Origin of the sequence: Rhodoferax sp. (genome assembly GCF_028689305.1) — a bacterium.
Taxonomy (GTDB): domain Bacteria; phylum Pseudomonadota; class Gammaproteobacteria; order Burkholderiales; family Burkholderiaceae_C; genus Rhodoferax.
Map to the genome: position 1 here is coordinate 1 of NZ_JAQTWM010000035.1, position 23,667 is coordinate 23,667.

The 23,667-nt window shown below is 59.8% G+C and carries 19 protein-coding genes; 3 read left to right on the forward strand and 16 right to left on the reverse strand.

The genetic code is table 11. From position 1 onward, the window contains the following. The coding region (locus PHW99_RS09080; RefSeq protein WP_300175956.1) for a sensor domain-containing diguanylate cyclase at positions 1 to 1,201 on the forward strand (1,201 nt) is incomplete at its 5' end. 17 nt (positions 1,202 to 1,218) lie between these two features. On the opposite strand, the gene def is transcribed toward PHW99_RS09080, so the two are convergent. The 7 genes from def to hemN form a co-directional block, all read right to left on the reverse strand. Continuing rightward, on the reverse strand, positions 1,219 to 1,773 hold the full coding sequence (def, locus tag PHW99_RS09085) for a peptide deformylase (RefSeq protein WP_300175959.1): 555 nt from the start codon (positions 1,771 to 1,773) through the stop codon (positions 1,219 to 1,221). Then, positions 1,770 to 3,857 carry an NAD-dependent DNA ligase LigA gene (gene ligA / locus PHW99_RS09090; RefSeq protein WP_300175962.1) on the reverse strand — a complete coding sequence of 696 codons (2,088 nt, stop codon included), beginning with the start codon at positions 3,855 to 3,857 and terminating at the stop codon, positions 1,770 to 1,772. Before ligA ends, def begins: the two co-directional genes overlap by 4 nt. An 11-nt stretch (positions 3,858 to 3,868) precedes the next feature. After that, positions 3,869 to 4,897 (reverse strand): cell division protein ZipA C-terminal FtsZ-binding domain-containing protein, encoded by a 1,029-nt coding sequence (locus tag PHW99_RS09095; protein WP_300175965.1) that lies wholly within the window; start codon positions 4,895 to 4,897, stop codon positions 3,869 to 3,871. A gap of 7 nt (positions 4,898 to 4,904) precedes the next feature. Continuing rightward, the gene (smc, locus tag PHW99_RS09100; protein WP_300175968.1) at positions 4,905 to 8,420 is read right to left on the reverse strand and encodes a chromosome segregation protein SMC; all 3,516 of its coding nucleotides are present in this window, start codon (positions 8,418 to 8,420) and stop codon (positions 4,905 to 4,907) included. Positions 8,421 to 8,540: 120 nt separating this feature from the next. Then, on the reverse strand, positions 8,541 to 9,527 hold the full coding sequence (dusA, locus tag PHW99_RS09105; RefSeq protein WP_300175971.1) for a tRNA dihydrouridine(20/20a) synthase DusA: 987 nt from the start codon (positions 9,525 to 9,527) through the stop codon (positions 8,541 to 8,543). 39 nt (positions 9,528 to 9,566) lie between these two features. After that, entirely contained in the window at positions 9,567 to 10,244 is a 678-nt protein-coding gene (locus PHW99_RS09110) for a sulfite exporter TauE/SafE family protein (protein ID WP_300175974.1), read from the reverse strand. A 9-nt stretch (positions 10,245 to 10,253) separates the two neighbouring features. Next, positions 10,254 to 11,651 (reverse strand): oxygen-independent coproporphyrinogen III oxidase, encoded by a 1,398-nt coding sequence (gene hemN / locus PHW99_RS09115; protein WP_300175977.1) that lies wholly within the window; start codon positions 11,649 to 11,651, stop codon positions 10,254 to 10,256. Positions 11,652 to 11,793: 142 nt separating this feature from the next. Between hemN and fnr the strand changes: the two genes are divergently transcribed. After that, entirely contained in the window at positions 11,794 to 12,504 is a 711-nt protein-coding gene (fnr, locus tag PHW99_RS09120) for a fumarate/nitrate reduction transcriptional regulator Fnr (protein WP_300175980.1), read from the forward strand. A gap of 36 nt (positions 12,505 to 12,540) precedes the next feature. Here fnr and PHW99_RS09125 read toward each other — a convergent pair whose 3' ends face one another. The 7 genes from PHW99_RS09125 to PHW99_RS09155 all read right to left on the reverse strand — a co-directional run bounded on the left by PHW99_RS09125 (position 12,541) and on the right by PHW99_RS09155 (position 18,669). Then, complete coding sequence (locus PHW99_RS09125; RefSeq protein WP_300175983.1) at positions 12,541 to 12,813, reverse strand: FixH family protein; 273 nt, start codon at positions 12,811 to 12,813, stop codon at positions 12,541 to 12,543. A 162-nt stretch (positions 12,814 to 12,975) separates the two neighbouring features. Beyond that, complete coding sequence (gene ccoP, locus PHW99_RS09130; RefSeq protein ID WP_300175986.1) at positions 12,976 to 13,878, reverse strand: cytochrome-c oxidase, cbb3-type subunit III; 903 nt, start codon at positions 13,876 to 13,878, stop codon at positions 12,976 to 12,978. A 24-nt stretch (positions 13,879 to 13,902) separates the two neighbouring features. After that, positions 13,903 to 14,046 (reverse strand): cbb3-type cytochrome c oxidase subunit 3, encoded by a 144-nt coding sequence (locus tag PHW99_RS09135; protein ID WP_300175989.1) that lies wholly within the window; start codon positions 14,044 to 14,046, stop codon positions 13,903 to 13,905. Between the two features lie 14 nt (positions 14,047 to 14,060). Further along, positions 14,061 to 14,687 (reverse strand): cytochrome-c oxidase, cbb3-type subunit II, encoded by a 627-nt coding sequence (gene ccoO, locus PHW99_RS09140; RefSeq protein ID WP_300175992.1) that lies wholly within the window; start codon positions 14,685 to 14,687, stop codon positions 14,061 to 14,063. Between the two features lie 11 nt (positions 14,688 to 14,698). Beyond that, the gene (gene ccoN / locus PHW99_RS09145) at positions 14,699 to 16,135 is read right to left on the reverse strand and encodes a cytochrome-c oxidase, cbb3-type subunit I (protein WP_300175995.1); all 1,437 of its coding nucleotides are present in this window, start codon (positions 16,133 to 16,135) and stop codon (positions 14,699 to 14,701) included. Between the two features lie 90 nt (positions 16,136 to 16,225). Then, positions 16,226 to 16,360 carry a cbb3-type cytochrome oxidase assembly protein CcoS gene (ccoS, locus tag PHW99_RS09150; protein WP_300175998.1) on the reverse strand — a complete coding sequence of 45 codons (135 nt, stop codon included), beginning with the start codon at positions 16,358 to 16,360 and terminating at the stop codon, positions 16,226 to 16,228. Beyond that, on the reverse strand, positions 16,360 to 18,669 hold the full coding sequence (locus PHW99_RS09155) for a cation-translocating P-type ATPase (RefSeq protein WP_300176001.1): 2,310 nt from the start codon (positions 18,667 to 18,669) through the stop codon (positions 16,360 to 16,362). Before PHW99_RS09155 ends, ccoS begins: the two co-directional genes overlap by 1 nt. Before the next feature lie 141 nt (positions 18,670 to 18,810). Between PHW99_RS09155 and PHW99_RS09160 the strand changes: the two genes are divergently transcribed. Next, positions 18,811 to 19,254, forward strand: a complete 444-nt coding sequence (locus PHW99_RS09160) for a universal stress protein (protein ID WP_300176004.1) — start codon at positions 18,811 to 18,813, stop codon at positions 19,252 to 19,254. A 74-nt stretch (positions 19,255 to 19,328) separates the two neighbouring features. Here PHW99_RS09160 and PHW99_RS09165 read toward each other — a convergent pair whose 3' ends face one another. Both PHW99_RS09165 and PHW99_RS09170 read right to left on the reverse strand, forming a co-directional pair. Then, positions 19,329 to 22,502 (reverse strand): PAS domain-containing protein, encoded by a 3,174-nt coding sequence (locus tag PHW99_RS09165; protein ID WP_300176007.1) that lies wholly within the window; start codon positions 22,500 to 22,502, stop codon positions 19,329 to 19,331. 15 nt (positions 22,503 to 22,517) lie between these two features. After that, positions 22,518 to 23,660 carry an FIST N-terminal domain-containing protein gene (locus PHW99_RS09170; RefSeq protein ID WP_300176035.1) on the reverse strand — a complete coding sequence of 381 codons (1,143 nt, stop codon included), beginning with the start codon at positions 23,658 to 23,660 and terminating at the stop codon, positions 22,518 to 22,520. Between the last annotated feature and the right edge of the window lie 7 nt (positions 23,661 to 23,667).

Genomic DNA, 23,667 nt, shown 5'->3' on the forward strand with positions numbered 1-23,667 from the left:
CGTCAACCGTGCGACCGAAGCCGTCACCGGCCATCTGCGTGAAGAACTCATTGGCAGTGACTTTTCCAGCTATTTCACCGACCCAAGCGAGGCCAGCCGGGGTTACCAGAAGGTGTTTTCCGAAGGCCGCGTCAAGGACTATCCGCTGGCCATCCGCCATGTCTCGGGCGCCGTCACCGAGGTGCTGTACAACGCCAACCTCTACCGCACCGAAACCGGTGAAGTGGCAGGCGTTTTTGCCGCCGCGCGCGACATCACCGAGCGCAAGCAGGCTGAAGAGGCGCTGCGCCGGGCCTCCCTCTACGCCCGCAGCCTGATCGAGGCTAGCCTTGACCCCCTGGTGACGATCAGCCCCGAGGGCAAGATCACAGACGTCAACCGGGCCACCGAAGCCGTCACCGGCCGCCTGCGTGAAGAACTCATCGGCAGTGACTTTTCCAGCTATTTCACCGACCCAGGTGAAGCCAGCCGGGGTTACCAGAAGGTGTTTTCCGAAGGCAGCGTCAAGGACTACCCGCTGGCCATCCGCCATGTTTCTGGCACCATCACCGAAGTGCTCTACAACGCCAGCCTCTACCGCAATGAGGCCGGTGAAGTAGCAGGCATTTTTGCCGCCGCGCGCGACATCACCGAACGCAAGAAAGCCGAGGATGAAATCAAACATCTGGCCTTTTTTGACCCGCTGACCAAACTGGCCAACCGGCGCATGTTGCATGAGCATCTGAAACAGGCCATGGCAGCCAGCAAGCGCAACCGTCAATACGGGGCCGTCATGCTGCTGGACCTGGACAACTTCAAGCCACTCAACGATCTGCACGGCCACGACGCCGGTGACCTGCTGCTGGTGGAAGTGGCACGGCGGCTGAAAAGCTGTGTTCGTGAAACAGACACCGTGGCCCGGGTGGGCGGCGACGAGTTTGTGGTGCTGGTCGGCCAGCTCAACACCGACCCAACCCGCTCAGCCGCAGAAGCCGCCATGACTGCCGAAAAGATTCGTGCGATCCTGGCCCAGCCCTATACCTTCAGCATCGAGCATGAAGGCGCTGCAGCCAGCAGGGTTGAACACCACTGCACAGCGTCCATCGGGGTGGCGTTGTTCAGGGGACATGAGTTCACGCAGGATGATGTGCTCAAACGCGCCGATACCGCGATGTATCAGGCCAAGGAAAGTGGTCGTGATATGGTCCGGTTTTACCCGTGAGGGCCGGAGCGGCCAGCTCAGTCGTCCGCCGGGGCGTCCAGACCTGGAAACAACACCTCGGTAAAGCCGAACTGGCTGAAGTCACGCACGCGCATCGGGTACAGTTTGCCGATCAGGTGGTCACATTCATGCTGCACCACCCGGGCGTGAAAGCCCTCCACCACCCGCGTCAGTGGGTCGCCAAACGGGTCAAACCCGGTGTAACGGATGCGTGCAAAACGCGGCACCTTGCCGCGCAGGCCCGGCACCGACAGGCAGCCCTCCCAGTCTTCCAGCTCAGTCACCAGGCCGTCAGCGTCCGCCAGCGGCGTGATGGTCGGGTTGATCAGCACGGTGCGCGGCACCAGCGGCGCCTGCGGGTAACGCGGGTTGGGCAGACCGCTGCCAAAAATCACCACCTGCAGATCGACCCCGATCTGGGGCGCGGCCAGCCCGGCGCCGTCGGCAGCGTGCATGGTGTCGAGCAGGTCGGTGATCAGCAGGTGCAGCTCGTCCGAATCAAACTGCGTCACCGGCTGGGCCACCCGCAGCAGGCGCGGGTCACCCATCTTGAGAATCTCACGCACGGTCATTCGTCCACTCCTTGCAGCATGGCGTGCAAACCCGCCTCGTCCAGCACCGCCACCCCCAGTTCCAGCGCCTTGGCGAGCTTGCTGCCAGCCTCCGCGCCGGCCACGACAAAACTGGTTTTCTTGCTGACCGAACCCGCCACCTTGCCGCCTGCGGCTTCGATCAAGGCTTTGGCCTGCTCACGCTCAAGCGTGGGCAGGGTGCCAGTGAGCACAAAGGTTTTGCCACTCAAGGGGGTTGGCGCGCGCTCAAGCGGCGGCCCCTCTTCCCAGGTCACGCCGCAGGCGCGCAGTTGTTCCACCACCTCGCGGTTGTGCGGCTGGTCAAAAAAGGTGCGCAGGCTCTGGGCGACGATGGGGCCGATGTCAGCCACTTCGAGCAATTGTTCCTCGGTGGCGGCCATGATGGCGTCGAGCTGGCCAAAATGCCGCGCCAGCGCCTTGGCCGTGGCCTCGCCCACATGGCGGATGCCCAGGCCAAACAGAAAACGCGGCAAGGTGGTCTGTTTGGATTTTTGCAGCGCATCCAGCAGGTTCTGTGCGGACTTGTCGGCCATGCGGTCCAGATTGGCCAGGGCGGTCAGGCCCAGCCGGTACAGGTCCGGCAGGGTGTGGATGATGCCGCCGTCCACCAGCTGGTCCACCAGCTTGTCACCCAGGCCTTCCACTTCGACCGCGCGGCGCTGGGCAAAATGCAGGATGGCCTGCTTGCGCTGGGCGCTGCAGAACAGACCGCCGGTGCAGCGGTAGTCGGCCTCGCCTTCTTCACGTATCGCTGCACTGCCACACACTGGGCAGGTGTGCGGCATGGTGAATGGTTCGGTTCCCGGCTGGCGTTTGTCAGGCAGCACCGAGACCACTTCGGGAATCACGTCGCCAGCGCGGCGCACCACCACCGTGTCACCCAAGCGCACATCCTTGCGCCGGGCTTCGTCTTCGTTGTGCAAGGTGGCGTTGGTCACCGTGACCCCGCCGACAAACACCGGCGCCAGCTTGGCCACCGGGGTGAGTTTGCCAGTGCGCCCCACCTGCACGTCAATCGCCAGCACGGTGGTGAGCATCTCCTGCGCCGGGAATTTGTGCGCCACCGCCCAACGTGGCTCGCGGGTGACAAAACCCAAGCGGCGTTGCAGCGCCAGACTGTCCACCTTGTAAACCACCCCGTCAATGTCAAACCCCAGGCCATCACGCTGCTGACCGATGGTTTCGTAATATGCTACCAATTCAATAGCACCACATGCCCGTTTGACGTGGGCAGAGACCGGAAAACCCCAATGTTTCAGGGTCTGCAGCAGCTCGTAGTGGGTGGCAAATTCAGGGCCGCCGTCCGGCACCGGCGTGATCTCCCCCAGGCCATAGGCAAAAAAGCTCAGGGGCCGCTGGGCGGCAATGGCCGGGTCCAGCTGGCGCACCGCACCGGCGGCGGCGTTGCGCGGGTTGACAAAGGTTTTTTCACCTTTGGCGCCGGCGGCGATTTTTTGGCGCTGGCGCTCGTTGAGGGCTTCAAAGTCGTCGCGGCGCATGTAGACCTCACCGCGGACCTCCAGCACCGCAGGAACATCGGGCGGCAGCCTGAGCGGGATCTGGCCGATGGTGCGGATGTTCTGTGTCACGTCTTCGCCGGTTTCGCCGTCGCCGCGCGTGGCGGCCTGCACCAGGACCCCCTGCTCGTAACGCAGGTTCATGGCCAGACCGTCAAATTTGGGTTCGGCCACATAGGTGACCGGGGCGTCCCCTTCGGTCAGCTCAAGCTCACGGCGGATGCGGGCGTCAAAATTTTCGGCACCGCTGGCCTGGGTGTCGGTCTCGGTGCGGATGCTCAGCATGGGCACGGCGTGGCGCACGGCCGCAAATTGATCAAGCGCCTTGCCGCCAACCCGTTGGGTCGGGGAGTCAGGCGTGATCAGCTCCGGGTGACGTGTCTCCAGGGCTTGCAGTTCCTGAAACAGGCGGTCGTATTCCGCGTCGGGCAGGCTGGGTTCATCGAGCACGTAATAACGATGGGCGTGCTCATGCAAGGTCTGGCGCAGCTCGGCCACGCGGGCGGCGGCGTCCGGTGGGGTGGCAAACAGGTCTTGGGTCAGCATCGGGCCACCGTTCAGGAAAACAGGCGCCGCGCCAGCGCAGAGCCGGCGCCGAGTTCATGCTGGTCCAGCGTGTCGTAGAGCTGTTCCAGATCGGCGCCGATGACGGTCATGGCTTCGGCCGGCAGCGGCACACCGTTGTCATCGGTCAGCATGCCGTCCATCTCGGCCGCCAGGGTCTGGGCGATCTCGCACATGCGGGCAAAAGCATGCTCACCACGATCCACCTGCGACACATCCAGCGCCAGGTTCAACTCCCGCAGGGCAGACTGCGACATGTCATCGGCCAGCGCCGCCTGGGTGTCAAAACTCAGGCTCAGCACCGGCGGCAAGCCGGCGACACCGGCTGGCAACACCATGCGCCCGGCCATGGAGCCGGCCACAAAGCCTTGGCGGGCAGCCATTTGCTGCACATAACTGGGGCTCCAGGCAGCCCGCCGGGCACGCAGCACAAAACCGATCTGGGCATCATGGTCGCTGGCAAACTGGTCCAGCTCGCGCGCGCGCGCCACCTCGCGGCGCATGTCGGGGAAGTCGGGGGTGCCGTTCAGGGCATCACAAAAGGCCTGCGTTTTGATGACAAATTCGGAAAACTCGATCTCGTTGAGCGCACCGGCACGGTTGGCCAGTTGCAAACCCGCCTGCAACTGGCTGTAGCGCTGGCCGGCGCGCGCAGCCTCCCACAGTTCGGTGGCCGTGTTGAGCCCTTCGACAGCAAAGGGTTTGCTGCCCACGCGCCGGGTCGGCGGCAGCGTGGCCAGAACAGCGTCCCCCGACACAGGCGCTTCCAGCGCGATCGGCGCGATCACGTCAATCAGCGCATCCAGCCCGGGCTTTTTCTCGGGCACCGGCAGGGCAAAGCCGTCGTCCAGGGCATCCGCGTCCAGCGTTGGCTCGCGCCCACCAAAGGGTTCAGACAGGTTGATCGGCGCAGCATCCGGCAGACGGGGCCGGTTCTTGTGGGCCAGCCACAGGTTATAGATCACCATGACCAGCAAAACGGCGGCACCCAGTGCGCCCAGACCCAATTGCAATGGACTCATCGTCTGATTACCCCTGATCGGCCATGTTCAGGGCCGCATCCATATCCACCGCCACAATGCGTGACACCCCCTGCTCCTGCATGGTGACACCAATGAGCTGCTCTGCCATTTCCATGGCGATCTTGTTGTGACTGATGAACAGGAACTGGGTTTCCTTGCTCATGCTCGACACCAGCTTGGCGTAACGCTCGGTGTTGGCGTCATCCAGCGGCGCGTCCACCTCGTCGAGCAGGCAAAACGGTGCCGGGTTGAGCTGAAAGATGGCAAACACCAGCGCGATCGCGGTCAGCGCCTTTTCGCCCCCCGACAGCAGGGCGATGCTCTGGTTTTTCTTGCCCGGCGGCTGGGCGATGACCTGCACGCCCGAGTCCAGGATTTCGTCGCCGGTGATGACCAGCCGCGCATTGCCCCCGCCAAACAGCTCGGGAAACATCTTGCCGAAGTGGCCGTTGACGGTGTTGAAGGTGCCCGAGAGCAACTCGCGGGTTTCGCCGTCAATCTTTCGGATGGCGTCTTCCAGCGTGTTCATGGCTTCCATCAAATCGGCGGTCTGGGCGTCCAGGAACTGCTTGCGCTCGCGCGCGGCCGCCAGTTCGTCCAGCGCCGCCAGGTTGACGGCACCCAGCGCGGTGATGTCGCGGTTGAGCCGGTCGATGTCCGACTGCAGACCGGTCAGGCGCACGGCACCATCGGCCACCGAGGCGGCCAACGCCTCCAGGTCGGCCTGCGCATCGGCCAGCAACTGGGTGTACTGCTCAAAACCAAGCCGGGCCGCCTGCTCCTTGAGCTGGAATTCGGTGATGCGGGCCCGCAAGGGGTCGAGCTCGCGCTCCAGTTGCATGCGCCGCTCATCACTGGCGCGCAGCTTGGCGGTCAAGTCATCGTACTGGCTGCGCTGGGCACCGAGGTGTTTCTCGCGCTCGAGCTTCACGGCCAGCGCCTGCTGCAGGCCCCCCTGCGCCGCGGCATCATTCAGGCGGAGCAATTCTTCTTCGGCTCTTTGGGCCTCAGCCCGGACGGAATCTGCCTGTTGCGCTGCAGTTTCGATAGCACGCGAGAGCTCGGCCCGGCGTGCACCGAGGCTGCGCATGGCAAACGTGGCTTCCTGCGCCTGGCGCTCCAGCGCGCGCTGTTGTTCGCGGCATTCAGCCAGGCGCCGTTCGGCGCTGATCACGCGGTCATCCAGCTGGGCATGGCGTTCCTGGGTGTCGGCCAGTTGCATGTCGAGTTCTTCAAAACGCGCTTCAGCGCTGACACGGCGCTCCTGCAGTTCTTCCAACTGGGCGTCCACCTCGGCCAGGTCGCTGGCAATCTGCTCACTGCGCTGACGCGCCTGCTCGGCAGCCTGGGCCAGTTGCAGGGTTTCCACCTGCAGGCTGTGGGCCCGCGCCTGGGCTTCGGTGGCCTCGCGCCGGGCCGTGACCAACCGTTGCGACACGTCGGCATAAGCGGACTCGCAGCGCACCAGCGCGGCGCGGGCTTCTTCGGCGATCAGGGTCTGGGCGCGCAGCTGTTTTTCCAGGTTTTCAATCTCTTGCGCACGGGCCAGCAAGCCGGCCTGCTCAGAATCCGGCGCATAAAAACTGACGCTGTAACGCCCAACCGCATGGCCGGTTTTGACGTAGATGAGTTGCCCGGGCTGCAGGCTGTCGCGCTGGGCCAGCGCCTCTTCCAGACTGTTGGCGGTGAAACAGCCCTGCAGCCAGTCGTCAAGCACGGCTTTCTGGCTGGCCTCATGCACCCGCAGCAGGTCAGCCAGGCGCGGCAGCGGCGAAGCGCCGTCAGCTGCACCGGCTGCCGGGGGACTGTAGAACGCCAGTTTGGCCGGCGGCACATCCTGCGCAAAAGCCCGCACCAGGTCCAGGCGGCTGACTTCCAGTGCCCCCAGGCGTTCGCGCAAGGCGCCTTCGAGCGCGTTTTCCCAGCCCTGTTCGATGTGCAGGCGGCTCCACAGCCCCTGCAGATGGTCCAGGCCCTGCTTTTGCAGCCAGGGTTGCAGTTTGCCGTCGGTCTTGACGCGCGCCTGCAAGGCCTTGAGTGCTTCCAGGCGGGCCGACAGGTCTGCCAGTCGGGCTGATTCGCTGTTGACCACCTGCTGCTGCTGGCGGCGGTTTTCATCGAGTTCCGGTGCACTGGTGTGCAGCTCGGCCAGGCGCGCCTGCGCCACTTCGGCCGCCTCCTGCGCCTGCGCCAGCTGGTTTTGCAGGTTGATCAGACGCGCTTCATCCGGTGCGGTCAGCGTCTGGCGGTCTTGCTGCAGCCGCTCGCGGCGGGTGCCCAATTGGCGCGACTGCTCGTCCAGACTGCGCTGTTCGGCGGCCAGCACACCAATCTGCTGCTGTACCTGCGCCACGCTGGTGCGCTGTTCGCTGGAGGCGCGCTGGGCTTGGCGCAAGGCCTCCTCGAGCTCCGGCAATTGCTGGGCCTGGTCTTCCACCTGAGCGGCCAGCAACTCGTTTTTTTCTTCACCCAGCAATTCCAGCTCGGACAGGTTTTCCAGCTCCAGCTGGGCGTCCTGACTGCGTGTGGCCCACTGGGCGCTCTGCTCTTTCAGGGTCACCAGGCGCTGTTCGACCCGCTGACGGCCTTCCACCACAAAGCGGATTTCTGCCTCCAGCCGGCCGACTTCGGTGCTGGCTTCGTACAGCAGGCCCTGCGCCTGGTTGACCTGGTCACCTGCCGCATAGTGTGCCTGGCGCACGGTTTCCAGCTCGGCCTCGATGTGGCGCAGGTCGGCCATCCGGGCTTCGAGCGCATTCACGGCACCCAGGCCGTCGGTCCTGATCCTGGCCTGTTCCGCTTCCGACTCGGCACGTTTCAAAAACCAGAGCTGCTGCTGCTTGAGCGACGCGGCTGCGGACAGGGTGTTGTACTTTTGCGCGACCTCAGCCTGTTTTTCCAGCTTGTCCAGGTTGGCGTTGAGCTCGCGCAGGATGTCTTCGACGCGGGTCAGGTTTTCTCGCGTGTCGCCCAGCCGGTTTTCGGTTTCACGGCGACGTTCCTTGTACTTGGAGACACCGGCGGCTTCTTCGAGAAACAGGCGCAGTTCTTCGGGTTTGCTTTCGATGATGCGGCTGATGGTGCCTTGGCCGATGATGGCGTAGGCGCGCGGACCCAGGCCGGTACCCAGAAACACGTCCTGCACGTCCCGGCGACGCACCGGCTGGTTGTTGATGTAATAACTGCTGTTGCCGTCACGCGTCAGCACCCGTTTGACGGCAATCTCGGCAAACTGGCTCCACTGGCCGCCGGCACGGTGATCATCATTGTCAAACACCAGCTCAACACTGGAACGGCTGGCGGGTTTGCGGGTGGTGGTGCCGTTGAAAATGACGTCCTGCATGGACTCGCCGCGCAGTTCCGAGGCTTTGGACTCGCCCAGCACCCAGCGCACCGCATCCATGATGTTGGACTTGCCACAGCCGTTGGGCCCAACCACCCCGACCAGCTGGCCAGGCAGCAGAAAGTTGGTGGGTTCGGCAAACGACTTGAAGCCGGATAACTTGATCGAATTGAGACGCACAGGAGTTGGTGAAGCTGGAAGAGCGGCAAATTTGCAGCCGCCGGCCCCGTCAGGCCGGGGCTGCGCGGCAAACCATCATGATAACGTGCCCTCGTATCGGCACACGGGCGCTGGCTTTGTTCAGCTGGCGCGCGCCAAGGCCATCACCTGGCCCGGCGGCAAGCGCTTGAGGCTGTGATCACTCCACACCCGCCGCCAGTGTCGTGCGCCGGGCAGACCGTGGCGCAAGCCAAGCATGTGGCGGGCTATTGTGGGCCAGAGGGTGCCATGGGCGGCGGCTTCGCGCACCATGTAGTCCACCATCTGTTGCTCAACGGTCTCCCGGCATAGGGGGGCAGACTGTGCCTCGCCGAAAAAAGCGGCATCCCACTGGCTGAGCCACCAGGGGTTGTGATAGGCCTCCCGGCCAAGCATGACACCGTCAACCTGGGCCAGGTGTGTCTGCATCTGTTCCGTGGTGGTGACACCCCCATTGAGCACGACCACCAAATGGGGAAAGTCGCGTTTGAGCCGGTAGGCCCAGTCATAACGCAATGGCGGGATTTCCCGGTTGTCCTTGGGGCTCAAGCCCTTGAGCCAGGCATTGCGGGCGTGCACGATAAAAGTGCCGCATCCGGCCTGGCTCACCGCGCCAACAAAATCACGCACAAACTCATAACTCTCCACCTGGTCAATGCCAATGCGGTGCTTGACCGTGACCGGAACGTCCACCCTGTCCACCATGGCTTTGACACAGTCAGCCACCAGTTGTGGCTCCGTCATCAGACAGGCGCCAAAAGCACCACGCTGCACCCGTTCGCTCGGGCAGCCACAGTTGAGATTGATCTCCGTATAACCCCACTGCTCGCCAAGCTTGGCGCAGTGGGCCAAATCTGCCGGATCGCTGCCGCCCAGTTGCAGGGCCACCGGTTGCTCTTCAGCATTGAATTGGAGGTGACGGGTCACGTCGCCATGAATCAGTGCGCCCGTGGTCACCATTTCGGTGTACAGCAGCGCCCGCTGCGACAGCAGTCGATGGAAATAACGGCAATGACGGTCGGTCCAATCGAGCATTGGCGCGACAGACACGCGCCATCGCTCGGAGTTCACAGGTGGGGATGGAAGCATGGGCAGAATTATGCCCAGTGGCACACGTCGGCCAGACGTTCAGGGCACTGCGCACCAGGGGGCATTGTTGTGCGCGTAGGCCATCCACAAGGCCCAGACGGAACTGGCCGCCAGCGCCAGTCCGGCAAGCCGCACCCCCCAGTCGCCGGACCCATTGCCCTTGAGACGCAGCCAGAGCCAGGGACCCAGCATCATGGACACGCTGGTCCCGGCCGCAAACAGTGCCATGACCACGGCGCCATCAAGAGCGTGTCCGGTCAGGCCGGCAACCAGCAAGGCCGAATACAGCAGGCCACAAGGCAGGAAACTCCACAGGGCACCAATGATCAACGGCGCACCACGGCCCCGGCCCAACGCCAGGCCACGCGCGCCCTGCCACAGCCTTTTACCAGCCTGCTCGAGCCAGACGGGTTGCTGGGCTTTCCAAAGTAGCAGCAAGCCCAGCACCATGGCGGCAACATGAAACAGGGTCCAGACCGGACGCAGAGCAGCGGATTGAACCGTTAACCAGCCCAGCCCCTGCATGGATGCCGCAGCCAGTGCGCCCAGAGCGGAGTAGCCAATCACACGCCCCATCTGAAAAGACCACATGGCGAAGGACTTTTTGTCGCCCGCCGCCTGCCCAATGCCAGCGCAGGCTGCACCACACATGGCAATGCAGTGCGGACCACCCGCCAAGCCCATCAGCAAGGCGGTCATCGCCAGAGAAGTTTGCATCAGGCAAATTTAAAGGATTTTGGAAAACTTGGCGCGCGTACGGTCAGTTTGCAGATAACGATCAAATACCATGGCTACTGCCCGGACGAAGAACCAACCCTTGGCTGTCACCTGGATGCCGGCGGCGTCGAACTCCACCAGGCCCTGCTCGGCCTGTCCCGCCAGCGTCTCCATTTCTTTGGCGAAATATTGTTTGAAATCCACCAAATACGCCAGCTCTATGGATTCGTAGGTCACGCGACCCTGGCACATCAAGGCCATGATGACGGCGCGACGGACCAGATCATCCCGCGACAATGCCAACCCCCGCACTACCGGGAACTGCCCTTGATCGAGAAAGTCGTAATATTCTTCGAGCGTTTTGGCATTCTGGCTGTAGGTGGCCCCCACACGGCCAATGGAAGACACGCCCAGGCCGATCAGATCGCAATCAGGCTGCGTGCTGTAACCCTGGAAATTGCGGTGCAGGCGCCCCTGGCGCTTGGCGATTGCCAAAGAATCATTGGGTAAGGCAAAGTGATCCATACCGATATAAACGTAACCCGCTGCCATGAAAGCGGCCATGGACCGCGCCAACATCGACACCTTGGCCGCAGCTGTTGGGATTTCCACTGAAGAGATCCGACGCTGGGGTTTGAATCGCTCGGGCAAATGGGCATAGGCATACAGGGCAATCCGATCAGGCTTGAGTTCGGTAATTTGCGCCAAGGTCCGGTCAAACGACTCGGGCGTCTGCTCCGGCAAGCCATAAATCAGGTCCACGTTCACCGACTCAAAACCACGTTGTCGCGCCGCATCAACCAGGGCAAACACCTGCTCTGCTGGCTGGATGCGGTGCACTGCTTTCTGCACGGCAGGATCAAAGTCCTGTACCCCAAAACTCAGGCGGTTAAAACCCAATTCAGCCAGCACATCGAGCCGCCCGGCATCAATGGTCCGTGGGTCGATCTCAATGGAGTATTCGCCGCCGGCAGACAGACTGAAGCTGCGACGGAGCATATCCATCAGCTCACGCAGTTCGGCATCGGATAAAAAGGTAGGAGATCCACCGCCCAGATGCAGCTGCGAAACGGCTTGACCAACGCCCATGTGGCGGGTATGTAAATCAATCTCCCGGCTCAGGTATCGCAGATAAGCTGCGGCACGATCATGATGTTTGGTGATGATCTTGTTGCAGGCACAGTAATAACAAAGCGACTCACAAAATGGAATGTGAACATAAAGCGAAAGCGGCAATGCCAAAGCAGCGGCCCCTGAACGACGTTGTTCCAGCGCCTGGATGTAATCCTCTGCCGTGAAGGCTTCAACGAAGCGGTCTGCAGTTGGATAGGAGGTATAGCGCGGCCCCGACACATCATATTGTCGAATCAGGCTCTCAGAAATTGGCACTACATCACTCGCGATCATGAATATTCCTTTACAGACTGGTTGAATATGCCGTTTAAATTGCGACTAAATCTTGATCCTGATCAACTAAGCGGTAAAAATCATCACCATCCACTTTGACTCACATCAGTAGTTTGAGCGGAACAATGTCAAAATCGCAGTCATGAATCCCGACACCATCAAGATTGCCTGTGCGAACTGCAACATGCGTGAGCTCTGCATGCCAATCGGCCTGAGTCACGAAGAGTTGAACCGGATTGACGAGCTCATTGGTGCACGCCGAAAAATCAAACGTGGGGAAACGCTCTTTCACAACGGGGAACGTTTTACCAATCTCTATGCCATCCGGACAGGTTTTTTCAAAACCTGCATCATCTCTGAGGATGGTCGCGACCAGGTCACTGGTTTTCAGATGGCCGGCGAAATCATCGGGTTGGACGGTATCGTGAATGACCACCACACTTGTGACGCCGTAGCCCTTGAAGACGCTGAAATTTGCGCCATGCCATTTGCACAGATTGAAGACCTTTCGCGTGAAGTGAACGCACTGCAGCACCACGTACACAAGATCATGAGTCGAGAGATCGTGCGCGAACACGGTGTGATGCTGCTGCTGGGCAGCATGCGCGCAGAGGAACGTCTGGCTGCTTTCCTGTTGAATTTGGCACAGCGCCTCCATTCGCGTGGGTTTTCACAGTCCGAACTGGTTCTGCGTATGACCCGCGAAGAAATCGGCAGTTATCTGGGCCTCAAGCTGGAAACCATCAGCCGCACCTTTTCCAGATTTGTGGATGAAGGCATTGTTGATGTCAAGCAGCGCCACGTCCACATTCTCAACACGGCAGCATTGCAGGACATCGTCAACCCGAAGTAATCACCCGCCACCGGAATCTGGAGCGGAACATTGGTGTTACTTTGAAATAGGCACAGTGCCTGTAGCGGCATGATTTCGACCTTGCAGGGCAGGTGCTTTGCTGCCTTGCACAGTCTCCAATCCCTGCTTTTTGTGCGCCTCGATGCTTTGCCGATAGGACTCGTCCGACACAATTTCATTCGGACTGGACGTTGCCAGGTACAAAGTGACGAATCCGGCCACGATGACGATGGCCGGACCGGCAATCACGAGCCAAACATGGCCAAACCGCCACCAGGCATCGGGATTTTTCACACCACTGTTGTGCATTCAAACTTCTCCACATCTAGGGCCACCAGCCCGTTTTGTCGCTGTAACGACCATTTCACAAAAAAAAATTGGGTGACCCAATAGATCACCCAAATCCTGGCAGCGGAGCTGCTTATTCACCTGCCAAAAAACAACGCCTCGCGGCGTCGCTCATCCTGTGGATCAGGATTTGTTAGACAGGCCCCAGATATAAGCGGTCAAGACATGAATCTGGGCTTCAGTCAACTTGCCAGCCTGCGCAGGCATCACGTTGGTTTTACCGTTGTTCACCATATCAAGTATCGCCTTCTCGCCAAACCCATGGAGCCAGATGTTGTCAGTCAGGTTGGCCGAGCCAAGCGGCTGCATGCCCTTGCCATCAGCACCGTGACAAGCAGCACAAGCAGCAAACTTATCCTTACCCAGAGCAGCTCTGGCTGAATCATGCGGGCTCCCCGACAGACTCAACACATATTGGGCCACATTTTTGACGTCGTCAGCACCACCAATCGCTGCAGCCATAGGTGGCATGTTACCGACACGACCTTGTGTCAGCGTTTCCTTGATCTTCTCCGGTGTACCACCGTGTAACCAGTCACCATCGGTCAGATTGGGAAAACCCTTATTACCACGTGCATCCGAAGCATGGCACTGAGCACAGTTATTGCTGAACAAACGCTCACCAATCGCCATCGCTTGTGCATCTTTCGCGACATCTTCCGGCTTCATCGCCATGAACTTGGCGTAAATAGGCGCTGTTTCTGCGTTGCCCTTATCAACTTCGGCCTGATGCAAACCACGTGAAGTCCAGCCCAGTTGACCTGGGTAGCTACCCAGACCCGGGTAGAGGGCCAGATATCCCAATGCAAAAAGCACCGTGATCACGAAAAGATAACTCCACCACCGAGGCAGCGGGTTATTCATTTCGCGCAGGTCACCGTCCCAAACGTGGCCGGTCGTATTGTCTGCAGCCGTCATGGCTTTGGCCTTGCCCGTCACAATCAACAAGATCAGGCAGGCAATGATGCTGACAACGGTGATGCCGGCGACATACATCGCCCAAAAATTACTTGTGAAGTCGCTCATTTTTTTTCCTATTGGATAAATTCGTCAATCCTGCTCAAACGGCAAGTTGGCAGCCTTATCAAACTCGGATCGGTTCTTGCGGGCATAGGCCCAACCAATGATGCCGACGAAAGTGATAAAGCTGGTCACGGTGGCCAATGAACGCAAAGTGTTGACATCGAATTCCATGAAAGGTCTCCGGTTTACTTGACCAATGTTCCAAGAACCTGAAGGTAAGCCACAACAGCTTCCATTTCAGTCTTACCCTTGACCGCTTCAACGGCGCCCGCAATGTCAGCGTCCGTGTAGGGCACCCCCACCTTACGCAAGGCACTCATATGAGCCGGCATCACAGCGGCGTTCACCTGAGCGCTCATCAGCCACGGATAGGCTGGCATATTTGACTCTGGAACCACGTCACGCGGATTATTGAGGTGAGTCACATGCCACTGGTCGCTGTACTTGCCACCAACCCGATGCAGATCAGGACCAGTACGCTTGCTCCCCCATTGGAAAGGATGGTCATACACAAACTCACCAGCCATGGAGTAGTGACCGTAACGCAGGGTTTCAGCTCGGAACGGCCGAATCATCTGCGAGTGGCAGTTGTAGCAACCTTCGCGGGTATAGATGTCACGCCCGGCGAGCTGCAGCGCGGTATAGGGTTTCAAACCCTCAACGGGCTGAGTTGTCGATTTTTGGAAGAACAGCGGAACAATCTCCACCAAACCACCAAACAACAACACGATCAAAATCAGAACAATCATCAAGCCATTGCTCGACTCAATCGTACCGTGCGAGAAACCGCCTTCTTTATTTGTATTAGCCATAATATTTGTCCTCAAGCGTGAGCCGTAACAGCAGGAATGGTCACAGTCACCGACCGACCGCTTGTTGCTGTCTTGATGGTGTTCCACAACATGATGAGCATGCCGCTGAGATACAGCAGACCACCCACCAGACGCAGCACATAGAACGGGAAGCTGGCCTTCACCGACTCAACAAACGTGTATGTCAAGGTGCCGTCTGCATTGATAGACCTCCACATCAAACCTTGCATCACACCGGCAATCCACAATGCAGCGATGTACAGCACGATACCAATGGTGGCCGTATAGAAGTGAATTTCAATAGCTTTGACGCTGTACATCTGTTTCTGACCAAACAGGCGTGGAATCAGGTAATACATAGAGCCCATGGTCACCAGGCCGACCCAGCCCAAGGCACCAGAGTGCACGTGACCCACTGTCCAATCGGTGTAATGGCTCAGGGCATTCACTGTCTTGATGGACATCATGGGACCTTCAAACGTGGACATGCCGTAGAACGACAGGGACACGATCAGGAATCGCAGAATCGGATCGTCACGCAGTTTGTGCCATGCACCAGACAAGGTCATGATGCCGTTGATCATCCCGCCCCAGCTCGGAGCCAACAGGATCAGTGAGAACACCATACCAAGCGACTGCGTCCAGTCCGGCAAAGCGGTGTAGTGCAGGTGGTGAGGACCCGCCCACATGTAGGTGAAAATCAGCGCCCAGAAGTGAACGATGGACAGGCGATAGGAGTAAACCGGACGACCCGCCTGTTTGGGAATGAAGTAATACATCATGCCCAAGAAACCAGCCGTCAGGAAGAAGCCCACCGCATTGTGGCCGTACCACCACTGCATCATGGCATCCTGCACCCCGGCATAAGCTGAATACGATTTCAACGCACCTGCAGGGATGGCCGCACTGTTACCGAGATGGAGCAGCGCAACCGCAATGATCATGGCGCCAAAGAACCAGTTCGCGACATAAATGTGCTTGACCTTGCGGGTACCGATCGTGCCAAAAAACACGACCGCGTAAACCACCCAGACCAGCGTGATCAAGATATCGATGGGCCATTCAAGTTCGGCATACTCCTTGCCAGCGGTGAACCCCAGCGGCAAGGACAGCGCAGCCGACAGAATGACTAGCTGCCAACCCCAGAAGGTAAAAGCCGCCAGCTTGTCACTGAACAAACGCACTTGGCAGGTTCGCTGCACCACATAGTACGAAGTGGCAAAAAGAGCACAACCACCAAATGCAAAAATCACCGCATTGGTATGCAGAGGCCGCAATCGACCGTAGGAAAGAAACGATATTCCCAAGTTGAGCTCGGGCCAAGTCAGTTGGGCAGCGATGATCACGCCAACGAGCATGCCCACCACCCCCCATACCACGGTCATGATGGCAAACTGCCGAACGACTTTGTCGTTAAAGGTAGTTGCCTGCGAATTTGAAAATGCCATATTCACCTCTTCTCAGTTTGTTCTCGCGCAGTGTCGTTTATCCCATCCATGTATCATTTGATACAAATCAAATTGGCACCAAAAATCTTATCAATCCTTAAGAATTCGCTCCCCCTCCTGCTCAATATCATCAAATTGGCCTTTGTGAATGGCCCACCAAATGCCGCCAATGATGAAAAAGACCAGCACCACCGATAGCGGAACCAGCAGATACAGGATATCCATCAGAGTTTTCCTTCTCGTAACCGGTCGCCAGACAGACGCAACGCATTGAGCACCACCAGAAGGGAACTGCTGGCCATACCAATACCGGCCAGCCAGGCAGGCAACATACCCGCCACGGCCAAGGGGACACAGGTCGCGTTGTAGATCGCTGCCCACCACAAATTCTGTCTGACCACGGCCAGCGTCCGCCGCGCCAGGGCGATGGCCTCGGCGACATCCGTCAGCCGACTGCCTGAAACCAGAAAATCCGCCTGCGCCTGCGCCAGCGGAACCGCCTGACCAAAGGCAAAAGAGGCATGAGCTCCGGCCAAAATCGGTCCATCGTTCAGACCATCCCCCACCACCGCCACCTTGTGCCCCTGCAACTGCGCGTTGCGCAAAAAGTCCAGCTTGTCCTGGGGCGAACACTGCCCCCGATACGCGGCAATGCCCACCTGATTGGCGACACGCTGGGCAGCATCGCTGGCATCACCAGACAGCAGGTGAATATCCAATGCGGCCGCTTTCAACGCAGAAACCGTCGTGACAGCATCCGGTCGAATATCTTCCTGCAACTCAAACGTGGCCAGCCAACCCAGCTGATCACTCAGAAACACTTGCAAAACCCCAGAGCCGGCTTGTGCCACGCCACAAAAGCTGGCGGAACCCAGGCGCATGGGCGCAGCCTGGTCAGGCTGGCTTTCAGGATAAACCGCAGCACTCAACCCCTGCCCGGCAATTTCATTCACATCCGCAGCACGCCATAAACCAATCAGCCGGCCCTGATCAGCAGCACTCATCAAGGCACGGGATGCCGGATGCAGTGAATGCTGCGCCAACGCCGCAGCCATGGCCAGCGCTTGCTGCGAATCCGAGCCTCCACGCACCGTGGTTTTACCCAGCACCATGGCATCACGCGTCAACGTGCCGGTTTTGTCGAACATCACCGTATCAACCGCCGCCAAGGCTTCGAAAGCGTCCAGACGGCGCACCAGTACCCCCCGGTGTGCCAGCGCACCTGCCGCCGACAACATGGCTGCGGGCGTGGCCAGAGATAGCGCGCAGGGGCAAGTCACCACCAACACCGACACGGCCACCATCAGCGCCCGTTCCGGGTCCATATGCCACCAGAAGGCACACGACAGGGCTGCGGCAATCAGCACGCCAATCAAAAACGGCTTGGCGATGGTATCGGCCAGCTTGGCGAGCTTTGGCTTTGTTGTTGAGGCACTTTCCATCAAGCTGACGATCTGGGCAAATCGGGTTTCAGCCCCCAACCGCTCCACCCTGACCAACACCACCGCCGCCAGGTTGTGACTGCCGGAAATCACTTCATCTCCCACATTGCGGGCCACAGGTCGGGACTCTCCCGTCAGCAAAGACTCATCCACCGACGTCTGTCCCCGCACCACCGTCCCGTCGGCAGGAAATGCCTCACCAGGAAGCACCCGAATGACGTTGCCCACCTGCAAACGCCTGACCGGCACACGTTCAAACTGCCCATCACCAGTCTGCCGTGCGACACTTTCAGGCAAGCGGTTCATCAGCGACTCCAACGCCCCGGCAGTGCGATCCCGCAGGCGCAGCTCAAACCAGCGCCCGGCCAGCAAAAAGAAGACAAACATCGTGAGCGAATCGAAATACACCTCGCGGCCAAAAATGCCCGCAGGATCAAAAGTACCGGCCGTACTCACCACAAAGGTGATCAGCATACCCAGCGCAACCGGCAAGTCCATGCTGACCCGGCGGTGCACAATGTCACGCCAGGCATTGCCAAAAAACGGCCCGCAGGAGAAAAAGATCACCGGCAGGGTCAACACCCAGGACGCCCAGCGCAGCAACTGCTCCATCTCCATGGACAGTTCACCGGGTGCAGCCACATAGGCTGGATAGGCGTACATCATGACCTGCATCATGCAAAGCCCCGCCACCATCATGCGCCAGAGGGCCTTGCGCGACTCAACCTTGCGGCGCTCACGGGTAAACGCGTCATTGGCTGGCACCGCCCGATACCCGGACTGGCTCACCGCCTGCATCCAGCGCGACGGCACCACGGACTGGGAATTCCAGACCACCCGTGCGCGCTGGCTGCCGGCACTGACCGCCGCAGACATCACCCCAGGGACACTTTTGAGGGCATCTTCCACCGTCAAGGCGCAAGCGGCGCAGTGCATGCCCTCGATCATGACGTTCGATTCCCAGCAGCCCTCGGTCGTGCTATCGGGCCGACTGAAGACCGACCACTCCTGCACATCATCCAGCATCTGGAGTGTTTCCAGCGAATCCACCGGCTTCAGTCCAGCCGGCTCCGCTGCAAGGGGGGCACTCATACTTGAGGAAGAATAGGCAGGACTGGACAGAGACATGGGTGAAGGGTAACCGGCTGAGCCACCAAAATACCTGATCTAGATCAATGTCGAGCCAAAGTATGGGGTTATGCTGCGACCATTCACTTCAAGGAGAACACCATCATGTACGAAAAGATTCTCGTTGCCACGGACGGCTCCAACCTGTCAAAAAAAGCCGTCACCAGTGCCATCTCCCTGGCTGCGCTGACCGGTGCTGATCTGGTAGCTCTCAAGGTGGTGCCGCGTTATCCCCAGAGTTATTTTGAAGGTGGTTTGGCCTTGCAGGCCGCCGAGGTGGGCCGCATTGAAAAACAATGGGCCGATGAAGGGCAGGCGGTGGTAGATGATGTCAAGAAAAAAGCCGAGCTGCAGGGTGTCAAGACCCGCGCCCTGATCATCAAGTCGGACATCGTCTCGGACGCCGTGATTGCCGCAGCCAAAAAACACAAATGTGACCTGATTGTCATGGCCTCTCATGGCCGCCGGGGTGTCAAGCGGCTGTTGCTGGGCAGCGAAACCCAGCAGGTGCTGACCCATTCTCACATTCCTGTGCTTGTACTGCGTTAAATTCGACGCTAGCCCGCATCAAACAACCCCAGGAAGCTATATTTTTTATAGCTCTTCGGGTTGAGTTCTGTCCGTCATGCGGGCCGATTGAGCAAAGCCGTCAGCAAATGTGTGACCTGCGCCTGTAACGCCGCCAGCTTGGCTCGCATGGGCTCGGCGGCGGGGCCAGGGCCGCTCACTCCCGGCGCAGAAGCCAGACGCTCCAGATCGGCAGCCAACTCAACCGCAGGTTGCGCTCCGAACATCCCGAGCGTCCCCTTGAGAGCGTGTGCAGTGAGCACCAGCGGGGCAAATTCCCCCAAATCCAGGGCCTTGGTCATTTTTTGCAGATCCAGGGGCCATTGCTCCATGAAAATCCCGGCAATGATGCCAACAATTTCCTGATCTGCAGCAGCCAGCGCCGTGACATAGTCAAAACCTGGCTCCGCCGCCGGGCCGGTGACTACCGGCTGGTCACCGGGTGACCCGGTCGCGATATTGGTCACCTGCTCCTCGCCAAAACGGCTGAGGACACGGCGCAACTCGGCCAGCGACAAGGGTTTGGACAGGTAGTCATCCATGCCTGCAGCCAAACAACGCTCACGGTCACCCGACATGACATTGGCGGTCATGGCCACCACCGGCGTGCGGCTACCCAGTTCGCTGGCACGAAAACGCCGGGTGGCTTCCAACCCGTCAAGCACAGGCATCATCATGTCCATGAAAACCAGGTCAAAGCGGTGCTGTGCCAACATGTCCAGGGCCACCTGCCCATCACCAGCCAGCGAAACCCGGTGTCCCTCACGCGCCAGCAAGGCGCCCGCCAATTTTTGATTGACCAGGTTGTCTTCCACCAGCAGAATGTCCAGCGCAGCCAGGCCTTTTCGCGGTGGCACTCCCTGTTCCACCTCACGCATAGCCGCTGGCAAACCAGACGGCGAAGCCGGCCATTGTTTTGTCAGCTCCATCACCACCGAAAAGTCGAACTGGCTACCACGCCCCAATTCACTCTGAACCGAAATCTGGCCACCCATGGCCTCCACCAATCGGGAAGAAATCGACAGGCCCAGGCCTGTACCGCCAAAGCGTCGCGTGATACTGCTGTCCTCTTGTGAGAAGGCCTCAAAAATGGTGTGCAATTTGGATTCTGGAATGCCGATGCCGGTGTCCTTGACCGAAAAGCTGAACAGATACTGCTGTGGGTTACGCGCCTGGGCACTGACACGAACAAGCACCTGGCCCTGATCCGTGAATTTGATGGCGTTGCCCACCAGGTTCATCAAAATCTGCCGCAAACGGCCCGGATCCCCCATCACGGCCAAGGGCATCCCTGGCGCCAGTTCACAAACCAGCCCAATACCTTTGGCCTGTGCCCGCACCGTCAGGGCCTTGACGGTGTCATTCACCATCCTGCCAAGATCAAAGGCTATTTTTTCGATCTGAAGCTTGCCGGCCTCGATTTTTGAAAAATCAAGAATATCGTTGATGATTCTGAGCAGAGCGTCAGACGAGGTCTTGACCATTTCCAGGTATTCACGCTGCTCAGCGGTCAAGTCGGTATCCAGCGCCAGTTCGGTCATGCCGATGACCCCGTTCATGGGGGTACGGATTTCGTGGCTCATGTTCGCCAGGAAATCGGACTTGGCCCGGTTGGCCACTTCGGCGGCCTCCTTGGCCCGGCGCAACTCCTGTGAAGCCTGCTTGGCAGCAGAGATGTCGGCCAGATAACCATTCCAGAGCACCCCGCCGTCTGCCGCCTTTTGTGGCATGGACTCACCATGCACCCAGATCGGGACACCGGTATGTTTGTGGTTCATCCTGAAGTCCAGCGAGATCCGCTCACCCGTGTGTACCGACGCCTTGAAAGCCTGCACAAAGGCCTCCCTGTCCTGCGGAACAATCTGCTGGAAAAATTCTGCCGGGTCGGCCATCACCGCCTGCGGTGACAGACCACAAATCTGTTCCGCCACCGAACTGCAAAATGGAAAGTTCTGACGGCCATCGGCCCAGAGCCGATACTGAAACACCACCACCGGGATGCTCTCCGTCACCTCGCGCAAGCGCTGATCCGCTTCCTTGAATTGCGTCACATCCTGCCAGATGCCGGTAAACACTGTTGAACCATCGGCAGCCGGCAGCGGATCCGGCAAGATTTCAGAGCGAATCCAGCGCAAGCGGCCATCAGGCAACCGGATCTGGTAATCCCTGGCCCAGCCTTCACGCCGCTCACCGGCAGCCAGCACCTCGGCAAAGCAGCGCTCCCGGTCCCACTCGACAATTTGCTCAAACGCCAGCCGGCCATTGGCCAGCAGGGCCTCGTGATCCAGGCCACGCACCTCGGCCAGCCGCTCACTCAGGAAGGTGTAGCGGACCTGGCCATGACCAACCACACACTGGTAGACCACCCCCGGCACCGCATTGGTGATGCGACGCAGGCGGTCTTCGGCCTCGGCCATGGCCGTCTGCATCTGTTTGCGCGCCGTGATGTCGGTTCGGATGGCAATGAACTGTTCAGGTGCGCCGCGGTCATCCAGCAGCGGCACGATCGTGGCCTGCACCCAATACAGTACCCCGGTCTTGGCCCGGTTGCAAATCTCGCCGTGCCAGACCTGCCCCGACAAAATGGTTTGCCACAACTGGGCAAAAAAGGCCGAGGGCAGCACCCCGGATTTGATCAGGCGATGGTTCCGTCCAAGCAGCTCCTCGCGCGAGTAACCACTGATCTGGCAAAACTTGTCATTGGCATAGGTGATGTTGCCCGCCACATCCGTGATGCTGACAATGGCGTGCTGGTCCAGCGCAAATTTCTGTTTGGCCAGGCCCGACAATGCGACCTGCAACTCACGCTGACTGGTTTCACGCTGGCGGACCAGCTCCGACATCAACCGTGACAGGGACTCCAGACTGTCCTCGCGCAGCACCGGTGTTTCAGGGTTCAACTGCTGCATCAAGCCGCTGGCTGTTTCACGCAGCGAATCCATGGCGCGGGTGCGGCTGTCGAGTTCCTGGCGCAGGCGATCATTGGCGTGTGACAACTCGACCGAACTCAGCTGCAGGCTGCGCGTTTTCAGGTCAAGATCCCGGTCATTTTGTTCGTAGGCTTCTTCCACGCGGGCCAGGAAACCACCCAGCCCCGACAGGAACCGTCGGGTAGCCTCAGACTGGCCTGGCAACTGAGCCAACTGCCCCAGTTCCGCCAGCACCACCGGCAGCTGACTCTCTTCCACCCCCAGCAGACGCCGGGCCTGGCGGCTCAATAACTTATGCATACACAGGCGCTCATGTCAGGCTGGCAAAGTGTTTTCCGTCACGTAGGTGATCGTCATGGTCTGGTTGTGCAAACGACAGGTCACTTCACCCGTGAACGGACTGATCTCACCGTAGGCATAAAAGCCGGCCAGAACCGCGTGCTGGTGGAACACCTCGGCGACCGCCTCCACTTCTTCCTCCACCCGCCCTCCCATCACCAGTTTGCGCCCGACACAACTGACCAGCAAGGCCAACCCCGGATCACCACCGGATGACTTCGTCAAAGCTGCCTGCGCCGCCGCCTCAGCGCCATCCACCAGCGCATCGGTACTGGCATGCATCAGCCGCAGATAACCATCAGGGTCGATGTCACCGGCCAGGGTCAGGCTGCCCTGGGCCTCATCCACCGCCAGGATGGTGCGAATCAAGCCGACCTCGGAGCGGTCACGGCCCAGCATGGCAAATGGAAACAACAAACCCGAGGCCGGCAGGTCCTTGGCATGTTCACCCAGATAACGTTTGTAAACATCCAGCGCGGCCTCACCGTCGAGTTCATACAACAGATTGCCACGACAGCGAGTGACCTTGCGCGCCGGGCCAAAAGGCGCCCAGCCGCCAAACGAACCATGGGTCACTTCCAGCGCCTGCCCGTACAGGCCCACACCCACCAGCCGATCAGCATGTACGCCGGCTCCATCCAGGACAAAGGTTTCCTTGAATGCCGCCGCATCACCTGCCAGACCACCGGCAATCAACACCCCACTCCCCAGCACCCCGGTCATACCGGCAATCATGGCACTGCCATTGATACCGACGCCCTGCCCCAGTACCCACACCGCGCGCAACCCCGGTGCCGGCAGCTGCTGCGCCAGCCTGGCGCCCGCTGCCGCCGAATCCGACATGTCCATCAGAACCGTGCTGGTCATCTGCACCCGGGCCGACTCAAAACGCAGCGCCGTCACCACACAAGTACCGTCGCTGACACCCTGTGCAGAAATTTCCCCCGCCGTGGTGCACCCCAGATAACAGGCATGGCCAAAGTGGGTGGCCAGCGGTTGCGCCAGTGTGCGCAACCAGTCCGCCGGGCCAAACACCAGGATCAAGTCCGGCTGGAAAGCGCGCCAGGTGTCCAGAGCAGTGGCCAGATCAATCTCATGGCGCAGCAAAGATTGAATCACTTTCAAG

What these genes read in the sequence shown, in the direction of transcription:
- def (WP_300175959.1), bottom strand. Translation starts at nt 1,773, where the DNA reads ATGACCGTGCGTGAGATTCTCAAGATGGGTGACCCGCGCCTGCTGCGG.
- ligA (WP_300175962.1), bottom strand. Translation starts at nt 3,857, where the DNA reads ATGCTGACCCAAGACCTGTTTGCCACCCCACCGGACGCCGCCGCCCGC.
- PHW99_RS09095 (WP_300175965.1), bottom strand. Translation starts at nt 4,897, where the DNA reads ATGAGTCCATTGCAATTGGGTCTGGGCGCACTGGGTGCCGCCGTTTTG.
- dusA (WP_300175971.1), bottom strand. Translation starts at nt 9,527, where the DNA reads ATGCTTCCATCCCCACCTGTGAACTCCGAGCGATGGCGCGTGTCTGTC.
- PHW99_RS09110 (WP_300175974.1), bottom strand. Translation starts at nt 10,244, where the DNA reads ATGCAAACTTCTCTGGCGATGACCGCCTTGCTGATGGGCTTGGCGGGT.
- hemN (WP_300175977.1), bottom strand. Translation starts at nt 11,651, where the DNA reads ATGATCGCGAGTGATGTAGTGCCAATTTCTGAGAGCCTGATTCGACAA.
- fnr (WP_300175980.1), top strand. Translation starts at nt 11,794, where the DNA reads ATGAATCCCGACACCATCAAGATTGCCTGTGCGAACTGCAACATGCGT.
- PHW99_RS09125 (WP_300175983.1), bottom strand. Translation starts at nt 12,813, where the DNA reads ATGCACAACAGTGGTGTGAAAAATCCCGATGCCTGGTGGCGGTTTGGC.
- ccoP (WP_300175986.1), bottom strand. Translation starts at nt 13,878, where the DNA reads ATGAGCGACTTCACAAGTAATTTTTGGGCGATGTATGTCGCCGGCATC.
- PHW99_RS09135 (WP_300175989.1), bottom strand. Translation starts at nt 14,046, where the DNA reads ATGGAATTCGATGTCAACACTTTGCGTTCATTGGCCACCGTGACCAGC.
- ccoO (WP_300175992.1), bottom strand. Translation starts at nt 14,687, where the DNA reads ATGGCTAATACAAATAAAGAAGGCGGTTTCTCGCACGGTACGATTGAG.
- ccoN (WP_300175995.1), bottom strand. Translation starts at nt 16,135, where the DNA reads ATGGCATTTTCAAATTCGCAGGCAACTACCTTTAACGACAAAGTCGTT.
- ccoS (WP_300175998.1), bottom strand. Translation starts at nt 16,360, where the DNA reads ATGGATATCCTGTATCTGCTGGTTCCGCTATCGGTGGTGCTGGTCTTT.
- PHW99_RS09155 (WP_300176001.1), bottom strand. Translation starts at nt 18,669, where the DNA reads ATGAGTGCCCCCCTTGCAGCGGAGCCGGCTGGACTGAAGCCGGTGGAT.
- PHW99_RS09160 (WP_300176004.1), top strand. Translation starts at nt 18,811, where the DNA reads ATGTACGAAAAGATTCTCGTTGCCACGGACGGCTCCAACCTGTCAAAA.
- PHW99_RS09165 (WP_300176007.1), bottom strand. Translation starts at nt 22,502, where the DNA reads ATGCATAAGTTATTGAGCCGCCAGGCCCGGCGTCTGCTGGGGGTGGAA.